Origin of the sequence: Arthrobacter mobilis, assembly GCF_012395835.1 — a bacterium.
In the GTDB taxonomy this organism is placed as follows: domain Bacteria; phylum Actinomycetota; class Actinomycetes; order Actinomycetales; family Micrococcaceae; genus Crystallibacter; species Crystallibacter mobilis.
Genome location: NZ_JAAZSQ010000035.1, coordinates 1 through 20,375, shown reverse-complemented (window position 1 = coordinate 20,375; position 20,375 = coordinate 1). Strand labels below are relative to the sequence as shown.

Annotated in this window: 17 protein-coding genes and 1 riboswitch; of the genes, 12 read left to right on the top strand and 5 right to left on the bottom strand. The window is 69.8% G+C overall.

Annotation, left to right across the window (positions count from 1 at the left end):
* Positions 1 to 122 precede the first annotated feature (122 nt).
* Together HGG74_RS20130 and HGG74_RS20125 are read right to left on the bottom strand one after the other, a co-directional pair.
* A complete protein-coding gene (locus HGG74_RS20130; protein ID WP_168489280.1) occupies positions 123 to 890 on the bottom strand; it encodes a putative endonuclease domain-containing protein in 768 nt (255 codons plus the stop codon).
* Between the two features lie 395 nt (positions 891 to 1,285).
* Positions 1,286 to 1,927, bottom strand: a complete 642-nt coding sequence (locus tag HGG74_RS20125) for a VOC family protein (RefSeq protein WP_168489278.1) — start codon at positions 1,925 to 1,927, stop codon at positions 1,286 to 1,288.
* A 160-nt stretch (positions 1,928 to 2,087) separates the two neighbouring features.
* Positions 2,088 to 2,203, top strand: a riboswitch (SAM riboswitch).
* Between the two features lie 69 nt (positions 2,204 to 2,272).
* Between HGG74_RS20125 and HGG74_RS20120 the strand changes: the two genes are divergently transcribed.
* From HGG74_RS20120 to HGG74_RS20110, 3 genes are read left to right on the top strand one after another with little or no spacing between them, the layout of a single operon-like run.
* Positions 2,273 to 3,589 (top strand): bifunctional o-acetylhomoserine/o-acetylserine sulfhydrylase, encoded by a 1,317-nt coding sequence (locus HGG74_RS20120; protein WP_168489276.1) that lies wholly within the window; start codon positions 2,273 to 2,275, stop codon positions 3,587 to 3,589.
* Between the two features lie 48 nt (positions 3,590 to 3,637).
* Positions 3,638 to 4,750: a homoserine O-acetyltransferase MetX gene (metX, locus tag HGG74_RS20115; protein ID WP_312856923.1), complete on the top strand. Its 1,113-nt coding sequence runs from the start codon at positions 3,638 to 3,640 to the stop codon at positions 4,748 to 4,750.
* A gap of 49 nt (positions 4,751 to 4,799) precedes the next feature.
* Entirely contained in the window at positions 4,800 to 7,865 is a 3,066-nt protein-coding gene (locus HGG74_RS20110; protein ID WP_168489272.1) for an alpha-mannosidase, read from the top strand.
* 4 nt (positions 7,866 to 7,869) lie between these two features.
* On the opposite strand, the gene HGG74_RS20105 is transcribed toward HGG74_RS20110, so the two are convergent.
* Together HGG74_RS20105 and HGG74_RS20100 are read right to left on the bottom strand one after the other, a co-directional pair.
* Entirely contained in the window at positions 7,870 to 9,042 is a 1,173-nt protein-coding gene (locus tag HGG74_RS20105) for a winged helix DNA-binding domain-containing protein (protein WP_168489270.1), read from the bottom strand.
* A 7-nt stretch (positions 9,043 to 9,049) separates the two neighbouring features.
* Entirely contained in the window at positions 9,050 to 9,883 is an 834-nt protein-coding gene (locus tag HGG74_RS20100) for an SGNH/GDSL hydrolase family protein (protein WP_168489268.1), read from the bottom strand.
* A gap of 119 nt (positions 9,884 to 10,002) precedes the next feature.
* Here HGG74_RS20100 and HGG74_RS20095 point away from each other — a divergent pair, with 119 nt between their 5' ends.
* Complete coding sequence (locus HGG74_RS20095) at positions 10,003 to 10,650, top strand: alpha/beta hydrolase (protein ID WP_168489266.1); 648 nt, start codon at positions 10,003 to 10,005, stop codon at positions 10,648 to 10,650.
* Positions 10,651 to 10,682: 32 nt separating this feature from the next.
* On the opposite strand, the gene HGG74_RS20090 is transcribed toward HGG74_RS20095, so the two are convergent.
* Complete coding sequence (locus HGG74_RS20090; RefSeq protein ID WP_168489264.1) at positions 10,683 to 10,907, bottom strand: RNA-binding S4 domain-containing protein; 225 nt, start codon at positions 10,905 to 10,907, stop codon at positions 10,683 to 10,685.
* A 51-nt stretch (positions 10,908 to 10,958) separates the two neighbouring features.
* On the opposite strand from HGG74_RS20090, the gene HGG74_RS20085 reads away from it, so the two are divergent.
* The 8 genes from HGG74_RS20085 to dnaG all read left to right on the top strand — a co-directional run.
* Positions 10,959 to 12,002: a DMT family transporter gene (locus HGG74_RS20085; RefSeq protein WP_168489262.1), complete on the top strand. Its 1,044-nt coding sequence runs from the start codon at positions 10,959 to 10,961 to the stop codon at positions 12,000 to 12,002.
* 10 nt (positions 12,003 to 12,012) lie between these two features.
* Entirely contained in the window at positions 12,013 to 12,996 is a 984-nt protein-coding gene (locus HGG74_RS20080) for a DMT family transporter (RefSeq protein WP_168489261.1), read from the top strand.
* Between the two features lie 293 nt (positions 12,997 to 13,289).
* The gene (locus HGG74_RS20075; RefSeq protein WP_168489258.1) at positions 13,290 to 14,678 is read left to right on the top strand and encodes a glycine--tRNA ligase; all 1,389 of its coding nucleotides are present in this window, start codon (positions 13,290 to 13,292) and stop codon (positions 14,676 to 14,678) included.
* 31 nt (positions 14,679 to 14,709) lie between these two features.
* The gene (locus HGG74_RS20070; protein ID WP_168489256.1) at positions 14,710 to 15,621 is read left to right on the top strand and encodes a GNAT family N-acetyltransferase; all 912 of its coding nucleotides are present in this window, start codon (positions 14,710 to 14,712) and stop codon (positions 15,619 to 15,621) included.
* Positions 15,621 to 17,000 (top strand): YibE/F family protein, encoded by a 1,380-nt coding sequence (locus HGG74_RS20065; RefSeq protein ID WP_168489254.1) that lies wholly within the window; start codon positions 15,621 to 15,623, stop codon positions 16,998 to 17,000. The genes HGG74_RS20070 and HGG74_RS20065 overlap by 1 nt, the downstream gene beginning before the upstream one ends.
* 42 nt (positions 17,001 to 17,042) lie before the next feature.
* Positions 17,043 to 18,224 (top strand): tRNA dihydrouridine synthase DusB, encoded by a 1,182-nt coding sequence (gene dusB / locus HGG74_RS20060; protein WP_168489253.1) that lies wholly within the window; start codon positions 17,043 to 17,045, stop codon positions 18,222 to 18,224.
* The gene (locus tag HGG74_RS20055) at positions 18,208 to 19,512 is read left to right on the top strand and encodes a deoxyguanosinetriphosphate triphosphohydrolase (protein ID WP_168489251.1); all 1,305 of its coding nucleotides are present in this window, start codon (positions 18,208 to 18,210) and stop codon (positions 19,510 to 19,512) included. Before dusB ends, HGG74_RS20055 begins: the two co-directional genes overlap by 17 nt.
* A gap of 35 nt (positions 19,513 to 19,547) precedes the next feature.
* Positions 19,548 to 20,375 (top strand): DNA primase (gene dnaG, locus HGG74_RS20050; RefSeq protein WP_168489249.1); only part of this gene is annotated, 828 nt, incomplete at its 3' end.

Genomic DNA, 20,375 nt, shown 5'->3' with positions numbered 1-20,375 from the left:
CCTGTCACAACCAGGTTGATTTATACCGTCTTATCTGGAGCCGATTCCCATTCCGGAGCACTTTCACGAAGTGTGTGCCGGGACCGGGGTGCAAAGCGGCCTGGGTCCAGGCGGTGGACGGTTCAGCGGGACATTCCGGGCCAGTGATGGTTCCAGCGGTCCTGCTTGAGGCCGGCTTGCGCCAAGAGCCGGGGGAGACCTGGAGGATTGACCGACTCCGGGGTGAGCGCGGCGTCCCACGTCCACCGCACAAACCGCAGCCCGGCCGCGCGGATACGGTCTTCGCGGGCCTTCTCCCGCTCAACGGCGTCCGCCGGCACGCCGCCGTTGAGGAACTCGCCACGCGAATATTTGATGGAGCCGTCGAACTCTCCAGCGAGTCCGTGCTCCTTCCAATAGAAATCAAGGATGCCCAGCAGCCGTCCGCCCCGGTCATACACCGGGTGCTGGAGCGTTGGCGCGGGAAAATAGTGAAGGTATATCTGGGCCCGGGACAAGGATTCACCGGGGGACTGGGCCAGGGGATTCGCGAATTCAATGACCTTCAGTGCCCGCTGACGTTTCGTGCCGGTGGGCAGCCCGGCCGCCAGAGTGCGCAACTGATCCTTCTGCAGGGCCGGCAGCAGCCGTGTCGTATCAGGCCGGAGTATGTGGTCCATCGCCGGTACAGCCTGTTCGAAGGGCAGGTGGGCGGACATGTCCAGGACGGTCTGGGCCCGGCCGGTAGCCAGGAATCCGTCCACTTCCTGAAGCGGTTCGAGCAGCGGCGATGCGTGCCAGCGCATGTGCGCACGCCGTTTGCCATGAACTCCATGAGCCGCCAGGAGTTGTACTTGAATGCTCCTGCCCATGACAGGAATGCCCCACATCACTGCTGCCGATTGCTGCACCAGGATCCGCCGCGACCGGCCCTTGCCGACGGCAGCCTCGACGTGGAGCCGGTACTGTTCCCACCACGTCAGCTGGGACCATACGTGGGTGGGAACGTAGACGCCGTTGCGCAGGCGCGTGAGTTCCCCCTTTTCGCAGTCAAAGGCCAGATCCCTCCGGCCGTGTCCGGAATGGTCCCTGTCGCGGGCATAAATCAGCTCGGTCGCCATGTCCCCACCATGGGGTCCCGACGCCGAGCCGGAACTCCGGTGCCGAGCGGATGTGGGTAATCAGGCCGGCAGGGGCGGCTGTGGAGGAAACGTAGGCACAAGAAACCCCGTTTTGGGAACATGCTCCATCTTCAAACCGGGAGCAGATTCCCAAAACGGGGTGGAACGGCGCGAGGTGAAGTTGGTCAGATTTCGACGACGCCGTGGGCGGTCTCGAAACGGACGGACAGGATGCCGGGCTCGCCCTTGGGTGCGGTCCAGGCGACCTTGACGTCCTCGAGCAAATCATCCACGGGGGTGCCCAGCCAGTCGGCCACCCGCTCAGAGGAACCGGCGATGGTCAGGCCGATCAGCTTGACCGTGGCCGGACGGGCGTTGGACGGATGCAGGGCCTCGGTCCCGTCGTCCCAGCGGATCATGTACGGCACCTGCGGGTCGGCAATCAGGCCCTTGATGCCGATCTGCTGCCAGGTCAGTTCCTGCCCGTCGGGAAACTTGCGGTTGCCGGGAACTGCCTTGCGGCCGAGCCGCTCCTCGAAGGGCTTCAGGTCGTCGACCTCGACGCACCAGCCCATCCAGCCGCCGCCGGCCTGCGAACGTGCCCGCACGGCCTGCCCGAACGGAGCCTTGTCCGATGCCGGGTGGTCCAGGACCTCCACGACCTCGAGGTAGTGCCTGTCGGTCAGCGGGAAGATCGTGTTGCGGGTGCCGAAGCGCGGGTGGACGCCGCCCTTGACGGCCTCGATGCCCAAGACCTTGGAAATCCGCTCAGTGGTGGCGGCCAGGCCATCCGGTTCAGCAGCATATGAGACATGATCGAAGCGCATGCTTCATCTTGGCATTTTGTGATTCAGCTCTCGACTTAGGCAAGCCTAAGCACTGGTTCTGTTCCGATCCGCCGGCGAACGGGGCCCGCCGATTCACACGCCGTCACATAAGCAGCACCTAACTTGCCCGGCCGCGCGGCCATGGGCGAACCTGTATGCAGGTCATGAGTGCCAGCACCAAGCCCCGGCTAGCTGGCCGGCAACCCTCCAACCGCGGTGGGGTGCCCCGGGTGAGGACCAGGTCTTCCGCCACACGGTGGAAGGCAAGCGCGGGTCGCACCCACAGGCAGGCCGGAACCGTCCGCTTCCTGCCCGGTGGACCCCTGAGTCGAGGGAGTTGCCCTAATGTCCAATGACTGGTCGTTCGAAACTCGCCAGATCCACGCCGGCCAGGAGCCGGACACGGCCACCGGGGCGCGCGCCCTGCCGATCTACCAGACGACGTCGTTCGTCTTCCCGAGTGCCGAGAGCGCCGCCAACCGCTTCGCGCTGCAGGAACTGGCCCCCATCTACACCCGGATCGGCAACCCCACGCAGGAAGCCGTGGAAACCCGCATCGCCAGCCTCGAAGGCGGCGCCGGCGCGCTGCTGCTCTCCTCCGGGCAGGCCGCGTCCACCTTTGCCATCCTCAACCTGGCCGAGGCCGGCGACCACATCGTGGCCAGCCCCAGCCTGTACGGCGGCACCTGGAACCTGCTCAAGAACACGCTGGCCAAGTTCGGCATCGAGGTCACCTTCGTGGCGGACCCGGACGACCTGGACCAGTGGCGCGCGGCCGTGCGGCCGAACACCAAGGCCTTCTTCGGCGAGGTGGTCTCCAACCCGCGCCAGGACGTGCTGGACATCGAAGGCGTCAGCGCCGCGGCGCACGCGGCCGGCGTGCCGCTGATCGTGGACAACACCCTGGCCACCCCGTACCTGATCCGGCCGATCGAGTGGGGCGCCGACATCGTGGTCCATTCGGCCACCAAGTACCTCGGCGGCCACGGCACCGCCATCGGCGGCGTGATCGTGGATTCGGGCAGGTTCGACTTCGGCGCCGATCCGGAGCGGTTCCCCGGCTTCAACACCCCGGACGAGAGCTACAACGGCCTGGTCTTCGCCCGCGACCTCGGCGTCAACGGAGCCCTCGGCGCGAACCTGGCCTACATCCTCAAGGCCCGTGTCCAGCTGCTGCGCGACCTGGGTTCTGCCATTGCCCCGTTCAACGCCTTCCTGATTGCGCAGGGCCTCGAGACCCTGAGCCTGCGCGTGGAGCGGCACGTGGAGAACGCGCAGAAGGTTGCCGAGTTCCTCGAGGCGCACGACGACGTCGCATCGGTCGCCTATGCCGGCCTGCCGTCGAGCCCGTGGTACGGGCGCGGACGCAAGTACGGGCCGAAGGGCACCGGCGCCATCGTCGCGTTCGAAATCGCCGGCGGCCTGGAGGCCGGCAGGCGTTTCGTTGACGGGCTGGAACTGCACTCGCATGTGGCCAACATCGGCGACGTGCGCTCGCTGGCCATCCACCCGGCCTCGACCACCCATGCCCAGCTGGCGCCCGCGGAGCAGGTGGCCGCCGGCGTGACGCCGGGCCTGGTCCGGCTGGCCGTGGGCATCGAGCACATTGACGACATCATTGCGGACCTGGAAGCCGGCTTCCGGTCCGCCAAGTCCGCCTAGCAACCGGAAGCGGGAAGCAATTTGACCACTGCGCAGCCACAGGAACTCGTGGACACGGCTATCGACGGCATCCTGCGTTCCGTCCCGATCGGCGCCCTGGACCTGGAAACCGGCGGCTACCTGCCGGAGGTTGTCCTCGGCTACGAGACGTGGGGCACCCTGAACGCGGACGCCTCGAACGCGGTGCTGATCGAGCATGCCCTGACCGGCAGCACCCACGTGGCGCGCGGTGCCTCGGAGGAGGCGGGCTGGTGGGATTCGCTGGTGGGTCCCGGGGCCACGATCGACACGAACCACTACTTCGTGGTGGCCGTGAACATGCTCGGCGGCTGCTACGGCTCCACCGGCCCGTCCTCCCCGGCCCCGGACGGCAAGCCCTGGGGCTCCCGCTTCCCGTTCGTGACCATCCGCGACTCCGTCCACGCGGAGGCGCGGCTGGCGGACCTGCTGGGCATCCGGCGCTGGCACGCGGTGCTGGGCGGTTCCATGGGCGGGGCACGGGCGCTCGAATGGGCGGCCACCTACCCGGAGCGCACGGCCCGCTGCGCGGTGATCTCCTGCGGCCCGGCCAGCACGGCCGAACAGATCGCGTTCACGCAGTCCCAGCTGGCCGCCATCCGGCTGGACCCGGCCTTCGCCGGCGGAGACTACTACGGCGGGCCGGCGCCGGAGGCCGGGCTGGGCATTGCCCGGCGGATCGCGCACATCACCTACCGCTCCGAGGCCGAGCTCGAGTTCCGCTTCGGCCGCAACGCCCAGGACGGCGAGCAGCCCTTCGGCGGCCGCACGCACGCCGCCCGCGGCCGCTACGCGGTGGAGAGCTATCTGGACCACCAGGCCGGCAAGCTGGCCAGGCGCTTCGACGCCAACAGCTACATTGTCCTGGCCGAGGCGCTGATGAGCCACGACGTCGCCCGCGGCCGCGGCAGCGTGGCCGAGGCCCTGGCCGGCACGGAGACGGAGTTCTTCCTCGCCGCCGTGGATTCGGACCGGCTGTACTTCCCGGAACAGTCCCGCCAGCTGGCCCGCGCCCTGCCGGATCCGCCCGAGGTCCACATCATCCAAACCCCGATCGGCCACGACGGGTTCCTGACCGATATCCACCAGCTGGATGCGGAACTGGTACGGTCTTTCTTCCCGCTGAGCGCACCCGTAAAGTAGCTCCCGTCGGCCGGTACGCGGCCGTCAGGGTTTACCGGCGGGGGCCGCGATGCACCAGAACGCAGCGCAGGCAGAAGCACGGATCGCACGGTTCGTCGTCGAGCGGCTGGAACCGGCGGTCCATAGCCTCAGCCGGCCGCTGACGGCCGGGGCCTGGACCGGCCCGCACACGCCGGTGCCCTTCGCCGAGGCCGCCGTCCAAAGCTACGAACCGTTCCAGGCCGGACGACGCTGGGGCGCGCCGTGGGGAACCACCTGGTTCCGGTTCAGCGGTGCCTTCCCGGCCGACGGCGCCGGCAGCTGGCCCGATGGCTGGCAGCCCGAGGCGCTCGTCGACCTGGGCTTTACCCCGGCACTGTCCGGTTTCCAGGCCGAAGGGCTCGCCTATGCCGCGGATGGCACCGTGCTCAAGGGCATCTCACCGCTCAACCGGCACCTGCCGCTTACCGTGCGGCCGGGGGAGCCGGTCACCTTCTATGTCGAGGCGGCAGCCAATCCGGATATCGCCAATGGCTTCAGCTTTGCCCCCACCCTGCTGGGGGACCCCGCCACCGCCGGCCGGGAGCCGCTGTACAGCTTCGGCGGTGCCTGGCTGGTCCTGCGGGAGGTGGAAGTCTGGGAACTGCTGCAGGACTTCAGGGCCCTGGCCTCGCTCATGCTGGCGCTTCCGCCCGGACTGTCCCGGCGCGCCGGAATCCTGCGTGCGCTCGGGCAGGCGGTGGACAGGCTGGATCCGGAGGACATTGCCGGCACGGCCGCCGCGGGCCAGGCGGAACTGGCCGCGGCCCTGGCCGCCCCGGCACATCCCAGCGCACACCGGATCCACGCGGTCGGACATTCCCACATTGATTCGGCCTGGCTGTGGCCCGTGCGCGAAACGGTCCGCAAGGTGGCCCGGACCTTCGCCAACGTCCTGGACCTGATGGACCAGGACCCGGGGTTTGTCTTCGCGGCCTCTGCCGCCCAGCACTACGCGTGGCTCAAGCAGCATTACCCGGCACTGTTCGGACGGGTCAAGGAGAAGGTGGCCGGCGGGCAGTTCGTCCCGGTCGGCGGCATGTGGGTGGAGAGCGACACCAACCTGCCCGGAGGCGAGGCCCTGGCCCGCCAGTTCATCGAAGGCAAGCAATTCTTCCTGGAGGAATTCGGCGTCGAGCCGCTGGAGGTCTGGCTGCCGGACAGCTTCGGCTACTCCGCGGCCCTGCCGCAGATTGCCCTGGCCGCCGGATCGCGCTGGTTCCTGACCCAAAAACTGTCCTGGAACGATACGAACCGCTTTCCGCACCACACCTTCGCCTGGGAGGGGATCGACGGCAGCCGGATCTTCACCCACCTGCCGCCGGTGGACAGCTACAGTTCGGACCTTTCCGGGACGGATCTGGCCAGGGCCGAGCAGCGGTATGCCGAGCACGGCGCGGCCAACAGTTCGCTGGTCCCCTTCGGCTGGGGCGACGGCGGCGGCGGGCCCACCCGGGAGATGCTGGCGGCAGCGCGGCGCACCCGCAACCTTGAGGGATCCCCGACCGTGCGGCTGTCCAGTCCCCACGCCTTCTTCAGCCAGGCCGAGGCGGAGTATCCGGATCCGCCCGTCTGGAGCGGCGAGCTGTACCTGGAATTCCACCGCGGCACCTACACCTCGCAGGCCGGAACCAAACTCGGCAACCGCCGGTGCGAGCATCTGCTCCGGGAAGCCGAGCTGTGGGGTGCCACCGCGGCAGTCCGCGGGACCGCACCGTACCCCTACCGGGCACTGCAGGATGCCTGGCGGACGGTGCTGCTGCAGCAGTTCCATGACATCCTGCCCGGGTCCTCGATCGCCTGGGTGCACCGCGAGGCGGAACGGAACTACCAGCGGCTGGCGGCCGAGCTGAACCAGTCCATCGAAACCTCGCTGCGCTCGCTGCTTGGCCGCGGCGGCGGAAGCGCGCTGGCGAACGCCGGTCCCTATGCACAGGACGGCGTCCCTGCACTCGGCACCGCACCAGCTGCGGCCGGCGGGGCAGGACCTGCCTCCGGCGACGGGGCAGGCGTCACTGCCACGGGTGAGGGCTGGATCCTGTCAAACCGCTGGCTGCAGGTCGCCGTGGACGGGCACGGCCTGCTCAGCTCGATCGTGCACCGGGCCACCGGCCGTGAACTCATCCCTGCCGGCCAGCGTGCCAATGTCCTGCAGCTGTTCCGGGACACCCCCAACCAGTGGGACGCCTGGAACCTGGACGCACACTACGACGCGTCGCCGACCGAGCTGCGCTCGGCCGGCGCCGTCGACGTGGGTGCTGGTCCGCCTGCACGGGCGTCCCTGCGCATCAGCCGCAGCTTCGGCGCCTCGCAGGTGGTGCAGACCGTGGGCCTGGCAGCGGACGGCCCGGTGCTCGAGATCGAGACCACCGTGGACTGGCACGAACGCCAAAAGCTGCTCAAGCTTGCCTTTCCCCTCGATATCCACGCGGAGCGGGCCGCCTCGGAGATCCAGTTCGGGCACATCTTCCGGCCGACGCACACCAACACGTCCTGGGACGCCGCCCGCTTCGAAACCGCCGGGCAGCGCTGGGTCCATGTTGGCGAACCCGGTTTCGGCGTGGCCATTGTCAACGACACGGTCTACGGCCATGACATCCGCCGCATCGGCGGGCCGGCGGCAGGCGGAGGTGCTCCCTTCACCCGGGTCCGGCAGTCGCTGCTGCGGGCCGCGCTGTACCCGGATCCCGGCGCCGACCAGGGCACGCACACCTTCCGGACCTGGCTGGTGGCCGGGGCGGACATCCCCGGGGCGGTCCGGGCAGGCTACCGGCTCAACCTGCCGCTGCACCGGATCGACGGCGTCGCCGGGGGAAGCCTCGAGCCCCTGTTCACCGTGGACAATCCCGCCGTAGTCATCGAGGCCGTCAAGCTGGCCCAGGACCGCAGCGGAGACGTGGTGGTCCGGCTCTACGAGGCGCACGGGGGGCGCGCGGCGGCGCAGGTCACCGCAGGTTTCGACTATGCGCAGGTGCAGGCCACTGACTTGCTGGAACGCCCCGTCGAGGAGGGCTGGCTCGAGGCACCCGCGGCGCGCACCGCCGTCGTCCGGCTCCGGCCCTTCCAGCTGGCCACGCTGCGTTTCCGGCGGGCCTGAGCCGTCAGCCTCCGGAAGCCGGCAACTGCAGCTCCACCGGGCGCTGCAGGAACCGGGTGTAGCGTTCGACGGCGGCGGCCAGCGCCTGCCGTCCGGCTGCGTCCAGCGGGCGGTCCGGCCGTATCTCGACGACGGCGGCTGCCGGCTTGAGGACGTGGCGCCACAGGCCGGCCTGGAACCCGTCGATGAGCAGCGGATGCAGGCTGACATTGGCATTGCCCAGCCGCAGCCCGGCCGCCTGCCCGCCGGGGCCCCGCAGGTAGCCGCGGGTCGGCGTGTAGCCGATGACCATCTCGTCGTAGCACTGGATCAGGTCGGCGCGGGGCCGACGCGGCGCCCGTGCCTTGTCCGGGGCGGCCAGGAAGAATTCGTGGCCGTCGAACTCCAGGCGTTCCAGGCCGCCGGGTGGCGCCGCGGCCAGGCCGCGCCGGATATCGGCGATGGTCAGGCCGGACCACAGCGAGCAGTCCTTGACCGTGGCCGGGCCGTGCCCGGCGAAGTAGCGCAGCACCAGCCGGGCCAGGGCCTCGTCCCGTTCCAGCATGGCGCCGGCAGCAGAGGCCGCCGGCACCCGGTCCTCGAACAGGGCATAGGTCTGCTTCACCGCCCCGCCCGGGCTGGTGCGCGGCACCCCGCTGACCAGCAGCATGTCCAGTTCCGCATTGAGCAGCAGGTGCCCCAGTTGCTGGCTATGGACGGAGGCGCCGCGCAGTTTTCCGCCGGTCCGGTCCAGCACACCGGCCTGCTCCAGCACCAGACCGAGTTCCTCCCGGGTCAGCTGCCCTCCGGGGGAGAGCGCCCCGGCCAGTGCGTCCGCGGCCCGCGCCATGACGGCGTCGTCGATGCCCAGCTCCCGGTCCCGGCCCTTCATGGCGGCGCGGACCCGCGGACCGGTCAGCTCCAGCAGCCAGCGGACATCCTCGCGGTGCACAAAGTGCCAGGTCGGCCGCAGCACATGCGTGCGCAGGATGGCGCCGCCGGCCAGCGCGCCGTCCACGGCGGCAGCGTTGTCCCGGTCCGCCCCGGCGCAGCGCTGGGCCACCGACCAGCGGGCATAGGCATACTCCTGCGCCTGCACGGCGAGCAGTCCGTGCACGGCGGCCGCGGCGCCGGGCGCCCCGGCGCCCCAGACGCGCTGTGCCAGCAGCCGGCGGCGTACGACGTCGTACGGTTGCACTGCTGCCTCAGGCCTGCGGTTCCGCCGGATAGTCGGCCGCACCGGGCGGCATGCCCGGGCCGAAAATCGGTTCCGGAACCGGGCGCTTGGCGGTGATGCCGTTGGCCAGGGACTGATGGCGCAGCCGGCGCAGCACCCAGGGCACCAGATGGTCGCGCGCCCAGACCAGGTCCTCCGTCCGCGCGGTGCGCCAGCGCTTGGGCGGCAGCGGAGCCGGGATTTCCGGATGCAGCCCATGCTGCACGTTCAGCGAATCCAGCACCATGGCGGCAATGATGTGGTGGCCCAGCGGCGAGAAATGCAGGCGGTCCTCGGCCCACATCTGCGGATCCTTGAGCTGGCGCAGCGCCCAGAGATCGGCGATGACGGCATCGTGCCGGGCGGCGACGGTGCGCACATTCTCGTTGAAGATGGCCGCCCGGCCGCGCACGGTGCTGAGCACGGGCGTATTGCCGATATCCGGGACGGTGAACAGCACCACCGTGGCGCCGCTGCTGCGCAGTTTGGCGATCGCCACATCCAGGATCTCGGCCAGCACATCCGGGTCGGCGCCGGGCCGGATCACGTCGTTGCCGCCGGCGCAGATACTGATGAGATCCGGCTGCAGCCCCAGCGCCGGCCCCACCTGCTCGTCCACGATCTGGCGCAGCAGCTTGCCGCGGATGGCCAGGTTCGCATAGGCAAAGTCCACATGGTCCCGGGCCAGTTCCTCGGCTACCCGGTCCGCCCAGCCCCGGTGGCCGCCCGGGCTGTTCGGGTCGGGGTCGCCGATGCCCTCGGTGAAGGAATCCCCGATCGCCACGAACCGGTTCCACGGATGGTGCTGCTGCACATCATTCACAGGGTCATCCTGCCAAGGCCCCGGGGAATCCGCGACCACGCCGCCCAGGATCCGTCCGGGGGAGGGGCGCACCGGCGAGGCTGGTTGAAGCTTCAAGTAAATTGTGGCATCATGTCGGCATGACCGAAACAACTTACAAGCCCGTCGTCGTCTGGTCCAAGCCCGAATCCGAGCGTGCCGGCACCCCGCTGCTGGTGCTCTTCCACGGCTACCTGTCCAACGAGCAGGACCTGATGGGCCTGGTGCCCGGCCTGCCGGAGGAATTCACCGTGGCCGCCGTCCGGGCGCCGGTGGCCCTGGGGCCCGGCTTCACCTGGTTCCCGCTGATGCACGAGCCAGACTTCTCCCTGGAGAAGGTCACCCAGGCCGTGGCGGATGTGTGCGCCTGGCTGGACTCGGTCAAGGGCCAGCACACCAGCGTGTCCCTGCTCGGCTTCTCCATGGGCATGGCCGTGGCTACCTCCGTGCTGCGCCACCGGCCCGAGGAGATCGCTGCCGTCGTCGGACTGTCCGGCTTCGTTGTCCCGGCCGGCGGGGACCCGTTCTTCAACGACCAGGCGGTCAAGGCGGCCAGGCCGCCGCTGTTCTGGGGCCGCGACCAGGCGGACCAGGTGATCACCCCGGACAAGATCGAGTTCACCCATGCCTGGGTGAACGAGCATGTGGACCTGACCAAGGTCCTCTACCCCGGTGTCGGGCACGGCGTCAGTGCCCAGGAACTGGCGCACGTGAAGGAATTCCTCACCTGGAAGGTGCTCAAAGGCTAGCAGCGCGGGCAGCAGGGGTCCTGGCGCCCCTGCTATCGGGTGATCCGCACGGTCTGCCGGTTGACGCTCACGGTATCGCCTTCGTGCAGCTGCCGTCCGCGCCGGGTCTCGATCTCGCCGTTGACCTGCACCAGCCCGTTTTCGACCAGCTCCTTGGCCTCGGTGCCGTTCCCGGCCAGGTTGGCGAGCTTGAGCAGCTGGCCCAGCCGGATCATCCCGCCGTGGATGGGTACTTCATCAATGTCATCGGACGCCATGGATCCATCATGCCCGACGGGCCGGGCCGGTCCGTGCCGTAGGGTGGCACCGTGTCCGGTCCTGCACCCGTTGCCGCGAAGCTGCCACTGCTGCTGACCTTGCCCCTGGCCGTGGCCACCGGCCTGGCCATCCCGCTGCAGGGGAGGATCAACGGTGCGCTCGGCGCCGAGCTGCAGGACGGGCTGGCTGCGGCCCTGGTCAGTTTCGGCAGCGGCCTGGTCATGATGGTCCTGCTCTGCCTGGTGCTGCCGCAGGGCCGGTCCGGCCTGCGGGCCCTCCGCCCGGCCCTGCGCGGGGACGGCCTGCCGCGCTGGTACCTCTTCGCCGGCTGCCTGGGTGCCTTCATGGTGTTCAGCCAGGGCCTGACCGTCCCGCTGACCGGCATCGCGCTGTTCACCGTGGCCACCGTGGCCGGGACCTCCGTCAGCGCGCTGCTGGTGGACCGGCTCGGGCTGGGGCCTGCGGGCCGAAAGCGGGTGACGGCCATGCGGTTGGCCGGCGCGCTGCTGACGGTGGCCGGCGTCGTGTGGGCGGTGTCCCCGAAATTCGTCGCCGACGTTCCGGTGGCCCACTGGCTGTTGCCGGTGCTGCTGCCGCTGGCCGCCGGCTTCATGCGCAGCTTCCAGCAGGCGATCAATGCCGCCCAGGCCGTGCAGTTCGGCAGCCCGCTGGCGGCGACCCTGGTCAACTTCGCCGTCGGCAGTGCCGTCCTGCTGGCGGCCTGGCTGGTCAAGGTTGCCGTCGCCGGACCGGCCAACCCGCTGCCGGAGCAGTGGTGGTACTACCTCGGCGGCCCGATGGGCACCGTGTTTGTCACCGTGGCCAACGTGCTGGTCCGCAATCTCGGGGTGCTGCTGTCGGGCCTGGCCATGATCGCCGGGCAGCTGCTGGGGTCCCTGGCCCTGGATGTTGCCTTTCCCGCTGCCGGCAGCGTGGTGACCGCCGCCACCGTTGCCGGAACCCTGCTGACGCTGGCGGCCATGATCCTGGCCACACTGCCCTGGCCGCGGCCGGGGCTTCGGCGGCGCAGCGGCCCCGCCCGGGACCCTTCCGCGGCCGGCAGCGGAGCCAGGGGTGGTAGCACCCTGCCCTAGGGTTGTCGTTGTGCCTGCAACCCACCGCCTGTCCGCTGCCGCCGGCCTGCCATTGTCCGTCCTGGCCGGGCTGGCCATCCCCGTCCAGGGGCGGATCAACGGTGCCCTCGGGACGGTCCTGCAGGACGGCCTCGCGGCTGCGCTGGTCAGCTTCAGCCTCGGCCTGGTCCTGATGGTGGCGCTCAGCCTGATGCTGCGCGCCGGCCGCGACGGGCTGCGACGCGTGCTGCCCGCAGTGCGGCAGCACCGGTTCCCCCGCTGGTACCTGCTGGCCGGCTGCAGCGGCGCCTTCCTGGTCATGAGCCAAGGCGTTGCCGTGTCGCTGATCGGGATCGCCCTGTTCACCGTCGCCGTCGTGACCGGCCAGTCGCTCAGCGGCATCCTCGTGGACCGGCTGGGCCTCGGTCCGGCGGGCAGGCAGACCGTGACGCTGATGCGTGTATTCGGCGCGGTCCTGACCGTCGCCGCCGTCGCCTGGGCAGTCTCTCCCAAATTCTCCGCGGCCGGGACGGCCGGGACCTGGCTGCTGCCGGTGCTGCTGCCGCTGGCGGCCGGGTTCCTGCAGAGCTTCCAGCAGGCGCTCAACGGATCCCAGTCGGCCCACTACGGCTCTCCGCTGCCGGCCACGCTGATCAACTTCATTGTCGGAACGGTGGTGCTGGCGGCGGCCTGGCTGGTCAAGGCGGCGGTGGCCGGTCCGGCCGGTCCCCTGCCGGACCAATGGTGGTACTACCTGGGCGGGCCGATGGGGTGCGTCTTTATTTTCCTCGGTGCCGTGCTCGTGCGGGATCTGGGAGTGCTGCTGACCGGCCTGGGCATGATCGCCGGGCAGGTGCTCGGCTCCCTGCTGCTCGATGTTTTCTTCCCGGCACCCGGGACGGTGGTGGCGGCGGCGACGGTGCTGGGCACGCTGCTGACCTTGGTGGCGATGGTGCTGGCGACGCTGCCGTGGCGGCGCGCCGCGATCCCGGCGCGGCTGCGCCGCCGGCGATAGCCGGCTTAGCGGTCTGCAGCGGAGGGCAGGCGGGGACCGGGTCCCCCGGGGACGGTCTCGACCCTGTGGTCCCGGTAAAGATCCGGCATGAGCACCACCGGTTCAAGACGCTCGGTCTCCGGCAGTTGGAACAGCCCGCAACCGGGGCCATGAATCGGTGCGGCGGATCCCGGTAGGCTAGTGTGGAAGCTTCGCTACACGCAGGCCCACGCCCCGGCATTCAGGTAGGCAGGCCTGTGCCCGAACCCCGCGGACCGCACCCAGCGGCCCTGTAGAGACTGGAGAACCACCTCATGGCAGCAGCCAAATCCTCGCTTGATCCGATCATTTCGCTGGCCAAGCGCCGCGGCTTCGTCTTCCAGGCCGGCGAGATCTACGGTGGTTCCCGTTCAGCCTGGGACTACGGGCCCCTCGGCGTCGAATTCAAGGAGAACATCAAGCGCCAGTGGTGGCAGTCCATGGTCCGCGGCCGCGAGGACGTGGTGGGCCTGGATTCCTCGGTGATCCTGCCCCGCCAGGTCTGGGAGGCCTCCGGCCACGTGGAAGTCTTTTCCGACCCGCTGGTGGAGTGCCTGAGCTGCCACAAGCGCTACCGTGCGGACCACCTCGAGGAGGAGTACGAGGAGAAGAAGGGCCGCGTCCCGGAAAACGGGCTGAAGGACATCGCCTGCGCCAACTGCGGCACGAAGGGCGAATGGACCGAGCCGCAGGAATTCTCCGGGCTGCTGCGCACCTTCCTCGGCCCGGTCGCCAACGAAGAAGGCCTGCACTACCTCCGTCCGGAGACCGCCCAAGGCATCTTCGTGAACTTCAACAACGTGCTGACCACCTCGCGGAAGAAGCCGCCGTTCGGCATCGGCCAGATCGGCAAGAGCTTCCGGAACGAGATCACCCCGGGCAACTTCATCTTCCGGACCCGGGAATTCGAGCAGATGGAGATGGAGTTCTTCGTCGAGCCCGGCACCGACGAGGAATGGCACCAGTACTGGATCCGGGAGCGGCTGCAGTGGTACGTCGACCTGGGCATCAACCAGGACAACCTGCGGCTTTTCGAGCACCCCCTGGACAAGCTCAGCCACTACTCCAAGGGCACCACGGACATCGAGTACCGCTTTGGCTTCCAAGGCTCGGAGTGGGGCGAACTCGAAGGCATCGCCAACCGGACGGACTTCGACCTGTCCACCCACAGCAAGCACTCGGGCACCGACCTGAGCTACTTCAACCAGGCCACCAACGAGCGCTACATCCCGTACGTGATCGAACCGGCGGCGGGCCTGACCCGTTCCTTCATGGCCTTCCTGGTGGATGCCTACACCGAGGACGAGGCCCCGAACACCAAGGGCGGGGTGGACAAGCGCACCGTGCTGCGGCTGGATGCGCGCCTGGCCCCGGTCAAGGCGGCGGTGCTGCCGTTGAGCCGCAACGAGGACCTGTCCCCGAAGGCCAAGGACCTGGCCGCGGCGCTGCGCCGGAACTGGAACATCGAGTTCGACGACGCCGGCGCCATCGGACGCCGCTACCGCCGCCAGGACGAGATCGGCACACCGTTCTGCATCACCGTGGACTTCGACACCCTCGACGACCAGGCCGTCACCATCCGCGAACGGGATTCCATGGCCCAGGAGCGGGTGAGCCTGGACAAGGTCGAGGCCTACCTGGCCGGCCGGCTTGCCGGCGCCTAGCCCAGGCAGCGGAAAGTAGAGGGGAACGTCCGTGGCTGAACTGACCTTCCGCGACTGGCGGGACGGGGACGACCTTGCCCTGCTGCAGATCTGGGGCGACCCCGAGACCGGGCAGGCCGGGCAGTTCCGCAGCGTGCTGCGCCCGCCCTCGGACACGCCGTGGTCGCGCTGCATCGTGGCCGAGGACCAGGGCATTCCGGTCGCCGCCGGCGCCCTGTACGAGACGAGCCTGCACCCCGAGCGGCTGTGGCTGTACATCGAGGTGGCCAAGGACCACCGCCGCGCCGGCGTCGGCACGGCGATCCTAGAGCGGCTTCGGGCCGAGGCGGAACAGGCCCCGTCCGGGGCGACCCGGCTGCGTGCCAAGGTGGAGCCGGGCAGCAGCGGCGCCGGCTTCGCCGCCGCTGCCGGACTGCAGCCTATCCAGCGTTCCCGCGTGGTGGTGGTGCAGCCGGGTGCCCTGCCGGCACCTGACCTGACGGACGACGCCGGCCCGGCGCTGGAGGAGGCAGCCACCGGTTCGGTGGAACTGACTCAGGCCGTGGTGAAGTTCTACAACGGCGTCCACGGCTGGGACCGTTCGGAGATGACCGTGGGCAAGGCCCAGCAGATGCTGCTGTCCGAGGGCGCCGGCGCGTCCGGGGCCGTCGTGCTGCGGGATGCGCCCCGGGACAAGGGCGGGACGATCCAGGCCTTCGCGATCAGCTACACGCACTCGCGCACGGACGCCCCCTCGGACGTGCTGCTCGGCTACGACCCGGAGCTCGGCCCCGCCGCGGCGCAGGACGCCGTCGCCAAGCTGCTGGCGATGCTGGTGCACCAGTACCCGGTCCAGCTCGAGGTCGACGACGCGATGACGGCCCTGACCGCGGTGCTGGAGCCGCTGCTGGCCGCCGGCACCGCCTCGGTGGCCGGGGCCGAGACAGTCATCCTGAGCAGCTGATGGGGCATTCGCATCCGCACACCCTGGACGGTCCCGCACCGAGCGCCCGGATGCTCGCCTCGCGGCGCCGGGCCAACCTGCTGCTGGCCCTGGTCCTGCTGCCGGTCACGCTGGCCACGCTCATCGGCATGATCGTGCTGTGGCCCTCCGGGGACCGCTCGCACGTCACCGTGGCCGATCCCTATGCCACCGCACCGGGGGTGACGTTCGACGTCGGTACGGTTACGCGGGTGGCTACCGAAACCTGCCCGTCCTCGCAGGCAGCCGTCGAGGCCGGCGCCGAGGCCCAGGACTGCCTGGTGGCCTACACCCAGCCGGACTCCGGCGGCGCCCAGGTTCCGGTGGAGGTGACCCCGGAAATCGCCGCCTCCCGCGGCGTCGAGGCCGGGGACACCATCCGCTACCTGAACCTCAGCGAGGTCATGCCGGAGCAGGCCGGCACGTTCGTGTTCGTGGATTTCGTCCGCAGCACGCCGATCCTCCTGCTGGCGGTGCTGTACTCCGTCGTGGTCGTGGCCGTGGCCCGCTGGCGCGGGCTGCGGGCCATCCTGGGACTGGTGGGCGCCTACGCCGTGATGGCCATGTTCATCCTGCCCGGCCTGGTGGAGGGCAAGCCGCCGCTGCTGCTGGGACTGGTCGGTTCATCGGTGATCATGGTCGGGGTGCTCTACTTTGCCCACGGCTTTTCCGCCCGGACCTCCACGGCGCTGCTGGGCACGCTCTTCGGCCTGGCCGTCACCGCCCTGCTCGGGGCCTGGGCCACCGACGCCGCGTACCTGACCGGGGTGGGGGACGAGGACACCTACCAGCTGGTGAACATGTCGGAGCAGATCTCGCTCTCGGGCATCATCATGTGCGGGCTGATCATTTCCGGCCTGGGGGTGCTCAACGATGTGACCATCACCCAGTCCTCGGCGGTGTGGGAGATGTACGAGCTGGCACCCGGCGCCTCGGTGCGCCGGCTGTTCACCGGCGCCATGCGGGTGGGCCGGGACCACATTGCCTCCACCGTGTACACCATTGCCTTCGCCTATGCCGGGGCGGCGCTGCCGGTGCTGATCCTGGTCTCGCTCTATGAGCGGCCGCTGTTCGACACACTGACCAGCGGCGAGCTGGCCGAGGAGGTCGTGCGCACGCTGGTGGGTTCGGTCGGGCTGGTGCTGGCGATCCCGATGACCACGCTGGTGGCGGTGCTGGTCGTCAAGGCCACCGGCCTGGGCAGGCCGGCAGCTGCCGACGCATTGGCGGACGGGGCCGCGGAAGGTGCCGCAGCTCGGGGAGCCGCGGCCGAGGATACCGGAGCCGGCGTTCCGGAACCGGCACTGCCGTCCGGGCGCCGGGCGCGCCACCGCCTGGAGGCCGGGCAGGAACCCGAATAGGGCCCGGGCAGCGGATTTGCCCGTCTTTGAGAGAATGGGAGCGTGACTGTTACCGCTGTATCCGCCCCGGGCGCCAAGCTGGAGCTTCCGCCGCTCAAGCTCGGCCCGCTGACCATCGACGTGCCCGTGGTGCTGGCGCCCATGGCCGGCATCACCAACAAGGCGTTCCGCCGGCTGTGCCGCGAATATGGCGGCGGGCTGTACGTGGCGGAGATGGTCACCTCCCGGGCGCTCGTGGAGCGCAACCGTGAATCCATGCGCATCATTTCCCATGACGAGGACGAGTCGGTCCGCTCCGTCCAGCTCTACGGCGTGGACCCGAAGACTGTCGGCGCCGCCGTGCGGATGCTGGTGGAGGAGGACCGCGCGGACCACATCGACCTGAACTTCGGCTGCCCGGTCCCGAAGGTCACCCGTCGCGGCGGCGGCTCCGCCCTGCCTTGGAAAACCGACCTGTTCACCGCCATCGTCCAGGCCGCCACGCGCGAGGCCGCCCGCGGCAACATCCCGCTGACGGTCAAGATGCGCAAGGGCATCGACGAGGACCACCTGACCTTCCTCGAAGCCGGCCGGATCGCCCGCGACGCCGGCGTCGCCGCCGTTGCCCTGCACGGTCGCACCACCAGCCAGTTCTACTCCGGCCAGGCGGACTGGAACGCCATCGCCGAGCTGCGCGAAGCGCTGCCGGATATCCCGGTGCTGGGCAACGGTGATATCTGGAGCGCCGAGGACGCGGTGCGCATGGTGGAGCAGACCGGTGTGGACGGGGTGGTCGTCGGCCGCGGCTGCCAGGGCCGTCCGTGGCTCTTCGGCGACCTGCAGGCCGCCTTCGAGGGGGCCGGCCGGCGCTTCCGGCCGGGGCTGAAGGAAGTGGCGGACAGCTTCTACCGGCACGCCGAGCTGCTGGTGGACTATTTCGAGGACGAGGACAAGGCGCTGCGCGATATCCGCAAGCATGTGGCCTGGTACTTCAAGGGCTACACGGTGGGCGGCGAGCTGCGCGCGGCGCTGGCCGCGGTGCCCACGCTCGAGGTGCTGCGCGGGCTGCTGGACCAGCTGGACCCGCACGCCCCCTACCCGGGGGCCGACGCGGAGGGCCCGCGCGGCCGCGCCGGAACGCCGAAGCGCCCGGCGCTGCCGGACGGCTGGCTGAACAGCCGCGAACTGGACGAGAACCACCGGGCGATGATCGCCGCGGCAGAACTGGATGTGTCCGGTGGTTGAGCAGGCAGCCATCGAGCCGCCGCCGCTGACCGCCGGCTACAGCGAACCGGACCAGGAGCGCTGGGTCGGCGAGGTGCACAAGAACACCTACCGCTCGCACTTCGAGCGCGACCGGGCGCGGGTGGTGCATTCGTCCGCCCTGCGCCGGCTGGGCGCCAAGACGCAGGTGGTGTCGCCGGACACCGACGACTTCGTGCGGACCCGGCTGACCCACAGCCTGGAGGTGGCCCAGGTGGGCCGCGAGCTCGGCCGGAGCCTGGGCTGCGATCCGGACGTGGTCGACGCCGCGTGCCTGTCCCACGACCTGGGCCACCCGCCCTTCGGGCACAACGGTGAAAGCGCGCTGAACGCCGCCGCCCACGCGATTGGCGGCTTCGAGGGCAACGCCCAGACGCTGCGGCTGCTGACCCGGCTGGAACCGAAGGTCACTGCCCCGGACGGTTCCCCGGCCGGACTGAACCTGACCCGGGCCAGCCTGGACGCTGCCTGCAAGTACCCGTGGACCGCCGCCGACGCGCCGGTGATCCACGGCCGGCGCACCAGCAAGTTCGGGGCCTACGACGACGACCTGACGGTGTTCGCGTGGGCGCGTGCGGGCGCGCCGGAGGGCCGCTCCTGCATGGAGGCCCAGGTCATGGACCTGGCCGACGACATTTCCTATTCCGTCCACGACGTCGAGGACGCGATCGTGGCCGGGCGGTTCCAGCTGCGCTGGCTGGGCAACCCGGACCACCGCAGCCGGGTGATCGGCTACACGCAGCAGTGGTACCTGCCGCACAGCGACGCCGCCGAGGTCGAGGCGGCCCTGTCCAGGCTCGAAGCCACGGACGTCTGGGTGCCGGAGGCGGACGGCAGCCGCAAGGCGATGGCGGCGCTGAAGGACATGACCAGCCAGCTGATCGGCCGGTTCTGCTCCAGCGCGCTGCAGGCCACCCGGGCCATCTACGGGCCGGAGCCGCTGACCCGGTACTCGGCCGAACTGGTGGTGCCGCCGGAGACCGTCACCGAGATCGCGGTGATGAAGGGACTGGCCACCACCTTCGTGATGACCTCGGACATCCGCCAGCCCATTTACGAACGCCAGCGGGAAATCCTCACCGACCTGGTCCACGAGCTGCACGCGGCGGGGGACAGGTACCTGGAGCCGGCCTTCACGGCGGACTGGCAGGCGGCGGACGACGACGCCGCGCGGCTGCGCGTGGTGGTGGACCAGGTTGCCTCGCTGACCGATGTCTCGGCGATTGCGCTGCACGAGCGGCTGATGGGCTCGCACCGGACCCTGCTGTGAACTTTGCCGTCGGTGCCAGCGCTTAAGATGGGACCATGGCCGGACTGATCAGACGCGAAGACATCGACGAGGTCCGGCAGCGTACCGACATCAAGGACATCGTCGACGGCTACGTCACGCTCAAGTCCGCCGGCATCGGCTCGTTCAAGGGTCTGTGCCCCTTCCACGACGAGCGCTCCCCGTCCTTCCACGTCCGGCCGCAGGTGGGCACCTACCACTGCTTCGGCTGCGGCGAGAGCGGGGACGTGATCTCCTTCCTGCAGAAGATGGACCACAGCACCTTCACCGAAACGGTGGAGAAGCTGGCACACCGGATCAACTACACCCTGCGCTACGAGGACGGCGGGACCGGACCGCGCCGGGAGGAGGTGGGACGGCGCCAGCGGCTGCTGGATGCGCACAAGATCGCCGCCGAGTTCTTCCGCGAGCAGCTGCTGACCCCGGCGGGGGCCGCGGGGCGGCAGTTCCTGGCCGGGCGCGGCTTCGACCAGGCGGCCGCGGACCAGTTCGGCGTCGGGTTCGCCCCGCAGGGCTGGGACGGCCTGCTCAAGCACCTGGCCGGCCGCGGCTTCAGCCAGGACGAGCTCAGGCTCACCGGGATGTTCTCCGAAGGCAGCCGGGGGATCTACGACCGCTTCCGCGGCCGGCTCATCTGGCCCATCCGGGACATCGCCGGGGACACCATCGGCTTCGGTGCGCGCAAGCTGTTCGACGAGGACCAGGGGCCCAAGTACCTGAACACCCCGGAAACCACGCTGTACAAGAAATCGCAGGTGCTCTACGGCATCGACCTGGCCAAGCGGGAGATCGCCCGCGGCCGGCAGCTGGTGGTGGTCGAAGGCTACACGGACGTGATGGCCTGC